This is a genomic window from Nonomuraea sp. NPDC003214, from assembly GCF_053590035.1.
In genome coordinates this window covers 26,746-40,827 of record NZ_JBSFSX010000028.1, presented here as the reverse complement: position 1 = coordinate 40,827, position 14,082 = coordinate 26,746, and the positions used below count along the sequence as shown (strand labels likewise).

Annotated in this window: 9 protein-coding genes; all 9 read right to left on the bottom strand. The window is 71.4% G+C overall.

Features of this window, described 5'->3' with window-relative positions:
- Window positions 1-16 precede the first annotated feature (16 nt).
- Window positions 17-991: a hypothetical protein gene (locus ACWDXC_RS43300; RefSeq protein ID WP_219501734.1), complete on the bottom strand. Its 975-nt coding sequence runs from the start codon at window positions 989-991 to the stop codon at window positions 17-19.
- Window positions 992-994: 3 nt separating this feature from the next.
- Window positions 995-4,063 (bottom strand): non-ribosomal peptide synthetase, encoded by a 3,069-nt coding sequence (locus ACWDXC_RS43295; RefSeq protein WP_449992648.1) that lies wholly within the window; start codon window positions 4,061-4,063, stop codon window positions 995-997.
- A gap of 62 nt (window positions 4,064-4,125) precedes the next feature.
- The gene (locus tag ACWDXC_RS43290) at window positions 4,126-6,648 is read right to left on the bottom strand and encodes an AMP-binding protein (RefSeq protein WP_449992645.1); all 2,523 of its coding nucleotides are present in this window, start codon (window positions 6,646-6,648) and stop codon (window positions 4,126-4,128) included.
- Between the two features lie 25 nt (window positions 6,649-6,673).
- Window positions 6,674-7,714: a LacI family DNA-binding transcriptional regulator gene (locus ACWDXC_RS43285; RefSeq protein WP_449992642.1), complete on the bottom strand. Its 1,041-nt coding sequence runs from the start codon at window positions 7,712-7,714 to the stop codon at window positions 6,674-6,676.
- A complete protein-coding gene (locus ACWDXC_RS43280; RefSeq protein WP_449992639.1) occupies window positions 7,708-9,279 on the bottom strand; it encodes a glycoside hydrolase family 13 protein in 1,572 nt (523 codons plus the stop codon). The genes ACWDXC_RS43285 and ACWDXC_RS43280 overlap by 7 nt, the downstream gene beginning before the upstream one ends.
- A 49-nt stretch (window positions 9,280-9,328) precedes the next feature.
- Window positions 9,329-10,195, bottom strand: a complete 867-nt coding sequence (locus ACWDXC_RS43275) for a sugar ABC transporter permease (protein ID WP_219501744.1) — start codon at window positions 10,193-10,195, stop codon at window positions 9,329-9,331.
- The gene (locus ACWDXC_RS43270) at window positions 10,192-11,172 is read right to left on the bottom strand and encodes a carbohydrate ABC transporter permease (protein ID WP_308125647.1); all 981 of its coding nucleotides are present in this window, start codon (window positions 11,170-11,172) and stop codon (window positions 10,192-10,194) included. The genes ACWDXC_RS43275 and ACWDXC_RS43270 overlap by 4 nt, the downstream gene beginning before the upstream one ends.
- Before the next feature lie 23 nt (window positions 11,173-11,195).
- Window positions 11,196-12,488 (bottom strand): extracellular solute-binding protein, encoded by a 1,293-nt coding sequence (locus ACWDXC_RS43265; protein WP_219501749.1) that lies wholly within the window; start codon window positions 12,486-12,488, stop codon window positions 11,196-11,198.
- 327 nt (window positions 12,489-12,815) lie between these two features.
- Complete coding sequence (locus ACWDXC_RS43260) at window positions 12,816-13,841, bottom strand: LacI family DNA-binding transcriptional regulator (RefSeq protein WP_219501751.1); 1,026 nt, start codon at window positions 13,839-13,841, stop codon at window positions 12,816-12,818.
- Window positions 13,842-14,082: the final 241 nt, after the last annotated feature.

Below are 14,082 nucleotides of genomic sequence, written 5' to 3'. Positions count from 1 at the left end.
GCCGTCGCCAGTGCGGTCATCGCTTCCTCCAGTCGAGCAGGCTGGGGCCGTCGGCCTCCAGGTCGCGCCGGGTCCGGCGGATCAGCTCCGCGCACTCCCCCAGCCCAGGCGCGGACATCAGCAGGTCATAGGTGTCGGGGAACGTCCACAGCAGGTCTTCCAGCAGGTAGCGCCAGTAGGCGGGCCGCAGTTCGGGGTGGTCGCGCAGGATCCGCTTGTGGTGCCAGGTGTGGTGGAAGAGCCCGGCGTGCGGGGGGCCGTCCCACCGTTCCGCCTCGACGATCCAGAACCTGCCGGTCACCGGGCGCAGGTCGATGCCGAGCGCCCGCGCCACCGCCGGGGCGAGGCGCTGTTCGGCGAACGTCTGCCGGACGAGTGGGTCGACCGCCGACGGCGCGGCGTTGCCCGTCATGAATTCCATCGACGCGGTCGCGTACGCGGCCCGGTGCTCGTCGTCCAGGTACACCGAGATCGCCATGTTCGCGGCGGGGGTGTCGAAGACCCAGCGCGACAGGTCGGCGCCGCTCTGGTTGGGCACCTCGGCGACCGGCGGGTAGACGGCATTGCCGGTCGACTCCCAGTGGGCGAAGACGAAGCCGCTTCGGTCCAGCCCTTCGATGGGGCTGCGCAGGTAGAGATCGGTGTCGATGACGGCGAACGGGGCTCGGCGGAGCGTCGCCAGAAGACTCTTGCCGGCGGCAAAGTAGAACAGCGGGTCGACGTCGATCTCGTCCAGGGCGTCGAGGGCGGTGTCGATGCGGTCGTAGAGCACGTCCAGCCCCTGTTCGGCGGCGTACTTGGCGCCCAGTGTGTCGGTCACCAGCTCGACGCCGCCGTGGAAGGCCCGCCACGCCCGGATCCCGTGCACGCAGGTGAGGATCTCCTCGACGGGCATCGCGTAGGGGCCGTTCTCCAGCGCCCTGTCGCGGTGTCTGCGCAGCCCCGCCCGGTGGGGACCCGTCCAGGCGACGTGCGCCGCGGTCAACGCCACCGCTCAGCCCTCCCCGCGCGACCGCTCGACGGCGGCGGCGATGCCCGCGATCGTGGGGTCGTCGTAGTAGAGGTGCAGCGGCAGGTCGGCACCGAGCCGGGAGCGTACCCGTGCGGCGATCTGCGTGATCGTCAGCGAGTGGCCGCCCAGGTCGAACAGGTCGTCATGCGGGCCGACCCGGTCCACGCCGAGCACGTCGCACCAGATGTCGTGCACCACGGCGGCGGCGCCGGTGAGCGCGGCGACGGGCGCGCCCGTCTCGGGCGGCGGCGCGTCCCTGGCCGGTGGCTCGGGGAGCGCGCCGCGGTCCACCTTGCCGTTGGGGGTGAGCGGCAGCGCGTCCAGCTCCACGAACTCGGCCGGCACCATGTACGGCGGGAGCGTCCTCGCGCAGTGCTCCCGCAGCCCGGCGGGAAGGCCGGGCGCGCCGGCGGCAGGCACGGCGTAGGCGACGAGCCTGTCGCCGCGCACCGCCACCGCCACGTGCGCGATCGACGGGTGCTCGGCCAGCCTGGCCTCGATCTCTCCTGGCTCGATACGGTGGCCGCGCAGCTTGACCTGGTCGTCGAGGCGTCCGAGGAATTCCAGCACGCCGTCCTCGCGCCAACGCGCGAGGTCCCCGGTGCGGTACATGAGGCCCTTGCCGAAGGGGTCGGCGACGAACCGTTCTGCGGTCAGCTCCGGCCTGCCGCGGTAGCCGTCCGCGACGCCGTCACCGGCGACGCACAGCTCGCCGGGCACGCCGACCGACCGCAGCCGGAGCCGGTCGTCCAGGACGTACACCCGCGTGTTGGCCAGGGGCGTCCCGATGGGCACGCCCGCTCCCGCCTGAGTCACCTCGGCGCTGGTGGACCAGATCGTGGTCTCCGTCGGCCCGTACACGTTGATCAGCCGGCCGGTCCTGGCCAGCAGTTCGGCGGCCAGTGGGGCGGTCAGCCGTTCGCCGCCCGCGAGCGCGGTCACCGCCGGGCGGTCGAACCCGCCGTCGAGCAGCATCCTCCACCCGGAGGGCGTGGCCTGGACGTGGGTGACGCCGTACGTGTCGGCCAGTGCGGCGAGCGCGCGCCCGTCCCGCGTCAGGGCGTCGGGCGCCAGGACGACGCCTCCTCCGGTGATCAGCGGCAGGTACAGCTCCAGGGCGGAGATGTCGAAGGCCAGGGACGTGGCGGCGAGCCAGACGTCGCCGCTCCTTGAGCCGAGACGGTCACGCATCGCCCACAGCAGGTTTGTCAGCGCCCGGTGCGGAACCTCGACGCCCTTGGGGCGGCCGGTGGAGCCCGAGGTGTACATGACGTAGGCGAGGCTGCCGGGCTCCGGCCACGGCCCCGCGTCCCCCGCGGCGGGCTCCAGGCTGTCGGAGAGGAGGACCGTCGTGGCGCTCTCGCAGGGCAGCCGCTCGCGCAGGGCTTCGGAGACCACGACGACCTGAGCTCCGGAGTCGTCCAGGATGAAGGCGAGCCGGTCCGCCGGGTGCTCGGGATCGAGCGGCAGGTACGCGCCCCCTGCCCTGAGCACGGCGAGCAGGACGGCCAGGGTACGCGGCGACCGCTCGGCGAGGACGGCCACGAGCCTGCCCGGTCCCACTCCGGCCGTGCGCAGCCGTACGGCCAGGCCCTCCACCTCGGCGGCCAGGTCCGCGTACGTCGTCGCGCCGGGCCCGGGGCGGACCGCCACCGCCTCGGGGGCGTGCCGCGCCTGCCGGACGACCAGCTCGGGCAGCGTGGCCGACGGATAGGCGACGGACGTGTCGATCCAGGAGCCGAGCAGCAGCTCGGTCTCGTCAGCGCCGAGCAGCTCCACCTCCGACAGCCGCGTGTCGGGGGCGGCGGTCACCTCGGCGAGCAGGCGCAGCCAGTGCGCGGCGACCCGCTGCGTGCTCTCGCGGCGCATGGTGGCGGGGTCGTACTGGAGGATGACGCCGCATTTGTCGGGCCCGTCCACGACGTGTACGCGCAGGGCGCCGCGCACGGTGTGGTTGAACAGCGCCCACGTGACGTCGGCGCGCACCCCTTGGAAGGCGGGCGCGGCCCGCCGCCTGCGGTAGCCGAGCGACACGGGAGCGAGCGCCACCCCGGGCCGCACGTCGCGCACGGCGCGCGACAGCGGCACCTCACGGACGCGGAACAGGCCCGGCAGGTCGGAGCGCAGTCCGTGGGCGAACCGCTGGTCCTGGAGGAATCTGCGGAAGCTCCACGAGCCGTCGAGCCGGGCGGTCACGGGCAACTCGTTGACGAAGGCGCCGATGTGGTGGCGGGTGTCGGCGGTACGGGTGCCGAGGTCGACGGCGACGGTCGGCTCCGCGTTGCCGTACCGGTGAAGCAGGACGTGCAGCGTGGCGAGCAGGATCTCGAACCGGCTCGCGCCGGTGTCCCGGCCCAGGCGGTCGAGCGCTGACGACAGCTCGCCGGTCAGCGTGAACTCCACGGACTCGCCGGTCGCCGCCGTCGCCGCTTCCCCGGTGAAGCCGGGCAGCACCACCTCGCCCCGCTCCCGGTGGCGCGTCGCCCAGAAGTCGCGTGCCTGCGCCAGTGTGGCCGTGACGCGGCTGTTCTCCCTCTCCGCCAGGCCGTCGTACGGGACGTCAGGCAGGTCCGCTGCCCGGCCGGTGACCTCGGCGCGGTAGAGCTCAGCCAGGTCGTCGAGAAAGACCGAGGTGGATTCCCCGTCGAAGGCCAGGTGGTGGGCCACGACGAGGAACAGGGCCCGTTCCGGCCCTTCGACGAGGAGCGTCAGCCGTAACAGCGGGCCGGTGCGCAGGTCGAACGGGCGCAGGAGCTCGGCGCGGACCAGTTCGTCCGGCTCGCGCCCGGCGACCTCCACGACCGTGAGCCGGGGCGGCCGTGCCGCCTCGACGAGGTACGGTTCGCCTCTGTCCTCGGCCACGGTGGCGGCGAGCACGGGGTGCCTGCGGACCAGCGCCGTGCAGGCGGCGTCGAGCGCCGCCACGTCGAGCGGCCCGGTGAACCGGACCGAGAACGGCATGGAGTAGACGGTTCCGAGGCCGCCGAGGCGCTCGTTGAACCAGATGCCCTGCTGGGCGAGGGAGGCCCGGATGCGCGGATGATCGGTCATCGTGGGAATGGCCATCGCGGAGGTTCACTTCCGATCACGAGGTGCGATGTTTCAGGGGGTACTCACGGCAGGAGCAGGCCCAGGTGGTGGGTGAAGGACTCGGCCGCCCGCGCCGCCGAACGCCCTTCGCAGTGGCCGGACACGTTCCCGTCGGGCTGCGCGGTCAAGGTGAGCCGGGGTGGCCCGTGCGGAGGCGTGGGCGGAGGGAGCGGCAGCGGCTCGGTCCGCAGCCCGGGCAGGTCAGGCTCGGGCCGCAGCCCATCGAAGGCGAACCGGCCGGCGTGCGCGGGCACGGGCCGGAACCGGTGGGCCTCCGCATCCGCGTCGGCCACCTCGATCACCTGCTCCGGAAGAACGGGGATGTCCACGCTCAAGGGACCGACCAGTCCGGCAGCGCTCGGAGCGGTACGGCCCGGCGAGCGGACGAGCACACGGGCGGAACCATGCATTTCGACGAGCGCGGACGCCCACGCCGCCAGCGCGAGGCTGCTCGGGGCAGTGCCCCTGGCTCGGGCGGCGCGCCGCAGCCTTCCAGCCGTCCCGGCGAGGATCACCACGGGAACCCGCTCCGCGGGGCCGGTACCAGACACCCGGTCCGGCTGGGTGACGGGCGACGGAGCGCCTGACCGGGCATGGGCGGCGGTGACGAAGCCCGCGTACGTCGTCTCCATCGGCGGGAGGCCGGCCGGCCTGCCGTGGTACGCGGCGCCGTACAGGATGCCGAGCTCCTGGACGAGCAGGCCGAGTGACCAGGCGTCGCACACCAGGGGATGCGCGGCGAGCCCGAGCAGGCGCCCGCCGTCCGGCGTCTCGGCGAGCACGGCGCGCAGCAGCGGCCCGTGCCCTGCGTCGAAGGCGGCTCGCAGCGCTTCGGCGAGGGCCGCCGTCCCTCCCTCCACCCGTTCCAGGCCAGGCGTCAGGCCGTCGGTGATCTCGGCGACGGCGTCCCCGCCGGGGAACGTCATGCGGAGGGCGTCGTGCCGGGCGGCGAGGTCGGCCAGCGCGCGGCGGAGCGCGGCCAGGTCGAGGGGATCGTGCACGCGCAGCGCCGATTCGTGCGGCGACGGGTCGCCGGCCAGGGCGGCGAGTTGCGCCGCCGTCAACGGCACCCGCGTGGAAGCGCCGGCGAACAGGGCGCGCACGGCCGGTTTGAGCACCTTGCCCGCCTCGTTGCGCGCGAAGTCGTCCACCACCGCGATTCTGGTCGGCAGCTCGTGCCTGGCCAGGCGCGTGGTGAGGAAGTCGCGCAGCTCCTCCAGCCGTGCGGGCCCCCGAAGCCGCACGGCCGCCGACGGAACCTCGCCCATCACGGGATGGGGAATCCCGACGGCCGCCGCCTCCGCCACGAGCGGGTGCTCGTACAGAGCGGCCTCGACGCGCAGCGTCGAGACCTTGAGCGCGCCCGACTTGATGACGTCACCCGCGCGGTCGGCGAGATAGAGGTATCCGGCGTCGTCCAAGTGGCCGACGTCCCCCATGCGCACCCAGCCGTCGCTGAACACGGCGGCGCTGCCGCCGGGGTCTGCGAAGTACGAGCGCGGTGGCGCCGGGCAGCGCAGCCAGACCTCGCCCACCTCGCCCGGCGGCAGGACACGCCCGCCAGGGTCGCGGATCAGAAGGTCGCCCGGGTCGCTCGCCCTGCCGAGCGACCCCGGCCGCTCAGGGTCCAGGACCATCGTGGTCCCGGCCGGCACCGCCTCGGTGGAGGTGTAGGTGTTGACGAGGACGGCGCCGGGGAAGGCTGCCGCCAGGTCTTGCGCCAGAGCGGGCGGCAGGGCGGCGGCCGAGGAGCCGACGAGCACGACGCTGGACAGGTCGTGGCGTCGCCTGGCAGCCGAGCCGAGCAGCTCGATCGCCATGGACGGCACCAGGAACACGGTCCCCACCCGGTACGCCTCGACGAGCCGGCAGAACTCCCCGGCGTCGAAACGCGGCAGCGCCAGCGCCGCCGGGTGCGCGGTGAGGGCGTCCATCAGCATCATCTGGGCCGCGTTCGTGCCGATGGGGAAGGCGTGCAGGAAATGCCGGGAGTGCGCGTACGCGCGGCGGCGCGGCGCCGGGTGGCGCCCGTACGTGAGGTTGGCGTGGCTGGCGGCCACGCCCTTGGGATCGCCGGTCGTCCCCGACGTGTAGACGATCTGCGCGAGCTGGGAGGGACGCACCTCGACGCCGGGCGGCGCGTCGTCGGCGGACTCGACCTCCTCGATCGTGGCCGCCCATCGGCCCGGCCCGGCCGCACAGCCGGTGTCCTCCTGCACAACGCCGACGGCGCCGCACCGGTCGAGGATGTCGTCCGTGACGCGCGGGGGTTGCGCCGCGGCCAGGGGGACGGCGACCCCGCCCGCCTTCTGCACCCCGCAGTAGGCCACGGCGTAGTCGATCCACCCGGTTCCCCCGAAGCGCAGCCCCACCCGGTCGCCGGGCCGCAGCCCCAGATCCAGCAGGCCGCGCGCCACGGCGTTGGAGCGTGACGCCCATCCACCGAAGGTCAGCTCGCGCCGGCCGTCCACGACGACGGCCGCGCTGCCCGGCTCGGCCTCGGCGCGGGCCTGTAACAGCCCCGGGATGGTCTGCTCGGCATTCACACCGCCGCCTCCCTTCTTCCTTCGGTCAACGGATGATGTTGGGCCCTGAGCCGGTCGAGGCGCGGACGATGAGCTCCGGCCGGAACATCAGTTCCTGGTGCCGGTACGGTCCCCCGGCGATCAGTTCCAGGAGCGCGTCGACCGCCGCGGTCGCCATGACCTGCACCGGCTGGCGCATCGTCGTCAGCGGCGGATCGGTGTAGGCGATGAGCGTGGAGTCGTCGTAGCCGACCACCGACACGTCGCGCGGCACGTCGAGCCCGCGCTCCCTGCACGCCCTGATCGCACCGATCGCCATGAGATCGCTCGCGCAGACGAGTCCCGTGCAGCCGCGGTCCAAGAGCTGGGAGGCGGCCGCCTGCCCGCCCTCGACGGAGAAGAGCGAATGGGCGATCAGCGACTCGTCGGCCCCGCCGAGTCCGAGCGTCACCATGGCCTGCCGATAGCCCTCGACCTTCCTGACCACGGGCACGAACCTGGCCTGGCCGACCGCCAGGCCAATCCGCTCGTGCCCAAGGTCGTGCAGGTGCTGGACGGCGAGCCGGGCCGCCAACCGGTCGTCGGTGGACAGGAACGTCGCCTCGACGTCGGCGGCGTACCCGTTCAGCAGGACGATCGGCACGCTCTGCGCCACCAGCTTGGTGTAGCGGTCGGCACGCGCGGTCGTGTCCGCGTGCAGCCCCGACACGAAGATCATTCCGTTGACGCCGCATTCGAGGAGCAACTCGGTGAACTCGTCCTCGGGGGCGCCGCCGGGCAGCTGCGTGCACAGCACCGGCGTGTAACCGTGCTGGGTGAGCGCCTTCTCGATCGCCTGCCCGAAGGCCGGGAAGATCGGGTTGTCCAGCTCGGGCGTCACCAGGCCCACGAGCCCGCGGCTGCGCTGCTTGATCCGTGCCGGCCGCTCGTACCCCGCGAGGTCGAGCGCGGTCAACACGGACCGCCGGGTCAGGTCCGACACTCCCGGCCGGCCATTCAGCACCCGGCTGACCGTCGCCTCGCTCACCCCCGCGAGCGCGGCGATGTCGATGAGCCGGGGCGTCCCGTTCCCGGCCGCGGCTACCACGAGGGCCGCCTCCACCAGGCGGCCGAGTCGGGCGGGAGCGCGCCGTCGATCAGCGGGGCGCTGGCCAGCAGCAACTCGCCCTCGACGCGTGGCTCCACCTCGTGGTCGTTGAGGTTGACGACGCAGGTGAATCCGTCGCCGCGGGTGAAGGCGAGCGTCCCGAACGGCGCGTCGAGCCAGGTGAGGACGCCGTCACCGAGCTCAGCGCAGTCACGACGCAGCCGCAGCGCCGTCCGGTACAGCTCCAGGGTCGAGTCGGGGTCGTCCAGCTGGGCCTCGACGCTCAGCCCTGCCCACTCCTCGGGTATGGGCAGCCACGGGTCGTTCCAACCGGACTCTCGCGTCCAGGGAACGGGCACGCGGCAACCGTCCCGACCGCTGTCGGGGTCGCGCAGCCGCTGGGGGTCGCGCAGGCACTCCTCCGGCAGGTCGAGTACCTCGGGCAGGCCCAACTCCTCTCCCTGGTAGACGTAGGCGGAGCCGGGCAGCGCCAGCGCGAGCAGGGCCGCGGCGCGGGCCCGGCGCAGCCCCCGTTCGCCGCCGCCGTAGCGGGTGACGTGCCGTTTGACGTCGTGGTTGGACAGCACCCAGGTCGAGGGCGCGCCGACGAGCGCGGCGGTGTGCAGCGATTCGTCGATGACCGCGCGCAGCCGCGCGGCGTCCCAGGGGGTTTTCAGGAAGTGGAAGTTGAACGCCTGGTGCAGCTCGTCCGGGCGGATGTAGCCGGCCAGCCGCTCGGCGGTGGGCGCCCATGCCTCGGCCACGCCGATCCGCTCTCCCGGGTAGGAGTCGAGGATACGCCGCCAGGCGCGGTGGATGTCGTGCACGCCGTCCTGGTCGAAGAACGGCACGACGGCGGTGCCGATCATCTCGACTTGTCCGGTGCGCCCGACGTCCGGCAGCCCGGGCGCCTTGACCATGCCGTGGGCGACGTCGACGCGGAAGCCGTCCACGCCGAGGTCGAGCCAGAAGCGGAGCACGTCCTCGAACTCGGCGTGCACCTCCGGGTGCTCCCAGTTCAGGTCCGGCTGCTCGGGGGCGAACAGGTGGAGGTACCACTGGCCGTCTTCCACCCGGGTCCAGGCGGGGCCGCCGAAGACGGACTCCCAGTCGTTCGGCGGCAGCTCGCCGCTCACCCCTCGGCCGTCCCTGAAGATGTAGCGATCGCGGTCGGGGCCGCCCCCGAGGGCCCGAGCGAACCATGGATGCCGGTCGGAGGTGTGGTTCGGCACCACGTCGACGATGACGCGCAGGCCGTGCGCGTGCGCGTCGGCGATCAGCTCGCGGGCGTCGGCGAGCGTGCCGAACAGCGGGTCGACGTCCCGGTAGTCGGCGACGTCGTAGCCGAAGTCGGCCATGGGCGAGGGGTAGAACGGGGTCAGCCAGAGGGCGTCCACGCCCAGGTCCGCCAGGTAGGGCAGCCGGCTGCGCACGCCCGGCAGGTCGCCGACCCCGTCACCGTCGCTGTCGGCGAAGCTGCGCACGTACACCTGGTAGATCACCGCGTCCCGCCACCAGCGGGTGGCGGCGGCCGTCCGCGCGGCGTCCTCGGCCAGTTCGGTCATGTGTCTCCCCGATCGGTCGGATGGCTGGAGGGAAGGTTCGCGGCCCGCCTCATGACTTGGTGGCGCCGCTGGTCAGGCCGGCCACGAGATGGCGCTGGACGACCAGGAAGACCGCCGCTGCGGGGACCGCGATGAGCACGGCGGAGGCGGTCAGCAAGCCCCAGTCGGACCAGTGCTGGCCGACGAACTGCTGCAGGCCGACGCCGAGGGTGCGCTTGTCCTCCTGCGACATGAAGACCGTCGCGTACGCCACCTCGCCCCACGCGGTCATGAAGCAGTAGAACGCGGTGACGGCGAGGCTCGGCCGGGCCAGCGGCAAGATGACGCGCCAGAACGTGCCGAACGGCGTCAGGCCGTCGATCAGCCCGGCCTGATCGATCTCCCGCGGGATGGAGTCGAAGTAGCTCTTCATCATCCAGGCGCAGAACGGCACCGCGATCGTCATGTACGCGACGATCAGCCCTGGGATCTGGTTGAGCAGCCCGAGCGCCGCCATCAGGTTGTACAGCGGGACGATGAGGATGGCGACGGGGAACATCTGGGTGATCAGCAGCAGCCACATGATCCCGCGCCGGCCCGGGAAGGAGAACCGGCTGAGCGCGTACCCGGTGGTCGAGGCGAGGAAGACGCCGAGCACGGTGGTCAGGCCCGCGGCCACCACCGAGTTGAGCAGCCAGACGGGGAACTCGGTCTCGCTGAACACCCGGGAGTAGTTCGTCAGCGACGGCTGGTTGAACAGCTCCAGCTCGGCCGACAGCCAGCCGTCGCGCGGCTTCAGCGACGTCAGCACCAGCCAGACGACCGGGAACAGCGAGACGACGCTGGCCGCGATCAAGGTGGCGTGCAGCAGCACGGAGGCGAGAGGGCCGCGCCTGTCACCACGACCGGCGACCGGGCGGGTGTTCACGGTACTCACCAGACCTCCCCTTGCCTGCGCAGCGCGCGCCGGTAGACACTGGCCAGCACGATGAGCAGAGCCAGGATGATCACGCCCCACGCGGCCGAGCCGGAGTAGTTGCGGACCCCCGTGAACGCCTCCCTGAAGGCGTAGGTGACGAGGATCTCCGTGTCACTGCCGGGGCCGCCCCGGGTGATGAGGAAGATCACGGGGAACATGTTGAACGTCCAGATCGTGCCGAGCAGGACGACCGTCGCCGACACCGGCCGCAGCATCGGCAGCGTGATGTGCCGGAAGCGCTGCCAGGGGGTCGCGCCGTCGACCGCCGCGGCTTCGTAGAGATCGGACGGGATCGCCTGCAGGCCGCCCAGCAGGGCGACCATCATGAACGGCACCCCGACCCACACGTTGACCGCGATGACGGCCAGCTTGGCGGTGGTCGGATCGTCGAGCCAGCCGACCGTGCCGAGGCCGGCGGCCTTCAGCATCGCGTTGATGACGCCGAACTCGCTGTTGAACAGGTAGCGCCAGATGAAGGCGGCCACGAAGCCGGGGATCGCCCACGGCAGGATCAGCAGCATGCGGTAGACCGAGCGGAAGCGCATCCGGCGGTGCAGCAGCATGGCCAGGCCCAGGCCGAGGCCGTAGTGCAGGCCGACGCAGGACACCGTCCAGATCACCGTCCAGGTGAGCTTGTCCCAGAACAGGCTGCTGGTCAGGATGTCGAGGTAGTTGCCCAGTCCGACGAACTCGTAGCTGGCCGGGATGACGTTGACGCCGATCGTGCGGCCGACGTTGGCTTCGGTGGCGTCGGTCAGGGACAGGTAGACGCCGCGCAGCAGTGGCCAGCCGATCAGTACGCCGATGACGATCAGCACCGGCGCGACCATGGCCCAGGCGTACCAGTGCCGCCCCAGGGCCCGCCGCAGCGGGCCCTGGGAGCGACCGCCTCGGCGCCGGCCGTGATGGGCGCCGGTGCTGGGCGTGCTTCTCACACGTCCGGTCGAGACCGCCACGCTCAGCTCCAGGCCTTCATGATCTGCTGGAACTGCTGCTCAGTCTTGCTCAGGGTCTCCTCAGGCTTGGCTCCGCCGACGAGCCCCTGGAAGGCTTCGAGCAGAGGCTGGAAGAGCTGGCCGCCCTCCGGGATCCAGGGGCGCGGCACCGCAGTGTCCAGGATCGGCTTGAAGACCGCGACGTCCTGATTGGCCTTGACCCTCGGGTCGTCGAAGCTCGAGGAACGGGTCGGCAGCAGGCCCAGCTCGCTGGAGACGGTGGCCAGCGAGGCGGAGGAGCTCATGAAGCGCAGGAACTCGTACGACGCCTCGATGTTCTTCGAACCGGCGTAGACGGCCAGGTTCCAGCCGCCGGTCGGCGCTCCGGCGCGGGCGGAGCCGGCGGGCACGGGGGCGATGCCGAGGTTCTCCTTGTCCTTGAACTCCTTGCCCTGGTAGACCTCCGACAGCGACCACGGGCCGTTGTAGATCATCGCGGTCTTGCCGTCCTTGAGCGCGGTCATCGCGTTGGCGTAGCTGTCCTGCAGCGCCGGCTTGGCCGCCGCGCCCGACGTGATGAGGTCCTGCAGCTCGGTCATCGCCTTGACGTTCTGCGGCGAGTTAACCACGACCTTCTTGTTCTGGACGTCCAGGAGGTCGCCGCCCTCGCCGTAGATGAACGGCAGCAGGAAGTAGCCGTCCACGTTCAGCGCCAGGCCGTTGGCGCCGGTCTTGGCCTTGACGTCCAGGGCGGTCTGCTTGAGCTCCGCCATCGTCTTGGGGGCCTCGTCGTGACCGGCCTCCTTCAGCAGCCGCTTGTTGTACAGCAGCGCGAGCGTGTCGGTGACCTGCGGCACCGCCCACGTCTTGCCGTTGTACTTGGTGCTGCTCAGGGGACCCGGCAGGTAGTCGGCCTCGTTGTCGATCGCCCGGGTGCCGTCCAGCGGTTGCAGGTAGCCCAGCTCGGCGAACTGCGACGTCCAGGCGACCTCGGAACGGATCACGTCAGGAGCGCCCGTGCCGGCCTGGGCGGCGGTCTGGAACTGGTTCTGCGCCTGGTCGGAGGGGACGTTGACGTACTTGACCTTGATCTTCGGGTACTTGGCCTCGAACTCCTTGATCAGCTTCTGGAAGGTCGGGCCCTCACTGTCGGGACGGACGGTGTCCCACCAGGTGATCTCGCCACTGATCTGGGTCGGGTCCGCGGGGGCCGCGCTGGACGGCGCCGCCGAGGACGTGGTGCCGCCACCGCCGCACGCGCTGACCGCGAGCGCGAGCGCCGCGACCACCGTCACGGCTGAAAGGGCTTGCCGCATCTCTGTCTCCTCGATTCAGGCCAGATAGAGGACACACCTCGCGGTCCTCGCCGCCGGGGTCCTGGGAAGTGAGGAGGACGTTACGCGGCTGCAAGAAAAAATGAAAGACCTTTCAATGCCAGACCATCTTTTCGTTATCTTTGCAGCAAGACGTCAGGCCGTTACTCTTCGTAGTTGAATGAGACACCTTCAGGACACAGGACACACATCGAGGACATTCCGCTTGCACCCACCCAAACGGAGCGATTAGGGGACGACGTCCACGCCGGCATCCGCCCGGAAGAGGGAATGGCGAAAGCCGGGCCCTCACGGGGACCCGGCAGGGGTCTAGCGAGTGGGAACGGCGGCGCGGACCGGCGCCGTCGAGCGGCGGACCACCAGCTCAGGGCGGTGCAGCAGCTCCGCGCGGGGCGCGGGTAGACCGCGGATCTCGTCCAGCAGACTCGCGACGGCCGCCAGGGCCATGTCACGGACCGGTTGCCTGATGGTGGTCAGCGGCGGGTCGAGGTAGGCCGTCATCGGCGTGTCGTCGAAGCCGACGACCGAGACGTCCTCCGGCACGCGAAGCCCGAGCTGGCGGGCGCCCCTGATCGCACCGATGGCCATGATGTCGCTGCCGCAGCAGATGGCCGTGCAGCCGCGCTCCAGCAACTGCTGCGCCGCGGACTGGCCGCCCTCGACGGTGTAGAGGGTGTTGACGACGAGCTCGGTGACGTCGGTGACGTCGGCGTAGGCGGCCATGGCCCGCTCGAACCCCTGCGTCTTGCGGATGGTCGGCACGAAACGCTCCTGCCCGACCGCGAGACCGATCCGCCGGTGGCCCAGGGACACCAGGTGGTTGACCCCCATGTCGAGCGCGGCGACGTCGTCGTTGGAGATGAAGTGCGCGGGGATGTCGGGACGGTAGCCGTTGATGAGCACCATCGGCAGGCCCAGCTCGGCCAGCCGCACGTAGCGGGTGCGGTCGGAGCGAGAGTCGGCGTGGAGCCCGTTGACGAAGATGATTCCGGCGACGCCGCGTTCGAGCAGCAGGGTGGTGTAGTCGTCTTCGGTGACGCCGCCGGGAGTCTGCGTGCACAGCACGGCCGTGTAGCCCGACAGCACCAGGGCGCTCTCGATGACCTGCGCGAACGCGGGGAAGATGGGGTTGTTGAGCTCGGGCAGGATCAGGCCGATCAGCCCGGTCTGGTTCTGCCGCAGCTTCAGCGGACGCTCGTAGCCCAGCACGTCAAGAGCGGTGAGGACGGCCTGCCTGGTGTCGGCCGCCACTCCCGGTCTGCCGTTGAGCACCCGGCTCACAGTCGCCTCACTCACGCCCGCTTGGGCGGCGATGTCGGCGAGGCGCATGGTCATGCCGGTGATTTTACCGTCTCCTCTTCCCGCCATGACGCGCGCCTTTTCACTGCTTGCAAGCGGAAACGACACTCGGTGAGCTGCCGGGAGGCGCTGAACCGCCGGACACGGAGCCCTGCAGCGGTGTCCGTCGCCCAGATTCTGTCCTGCAACAGTTGTGCAAGCTCTTGCAGAAGCCTCATCTCATGAGTAGTTTCCGGGAACCAGTTGCGAAACACTGATCGCCCTCTGGAGGCCTCTG

Excerpts from the sequence above, each read along its gene's own strand:
- ACWDXC_RS43295 (WP_449992648.1), bottom strand. The coding sequence starts at position 4,063 with ATGACCGATCATCCGCGCATCCGGGCCTCCCTCGCCCAGCAGGGCATC.
- ACWDXC_RS43280 (WP_449992639.1), bottom strand. The coding sequence starts at position 9,279 with ATGACCGAACTGGCCGAGGACGCCGCGCGGACGGCCGCCGCCACCCGC.
- ACWDXC_RS43265 (WP_219501749.1), bottom strand. The coding sequence starts at position 12,488 with ATGCGGCAAGCCCTTTCAGCCGTGACGGTGGTCGCGGCGCTCGCGCTC.
- ACWDXC_RS43260 (WP_219501751.1), bottom strand. The coding sequence starts at position 13,841 with ATGACCATGCGCCTCGCCGACATCGCCGCCCAAGCGGGCGTGAGTGAG.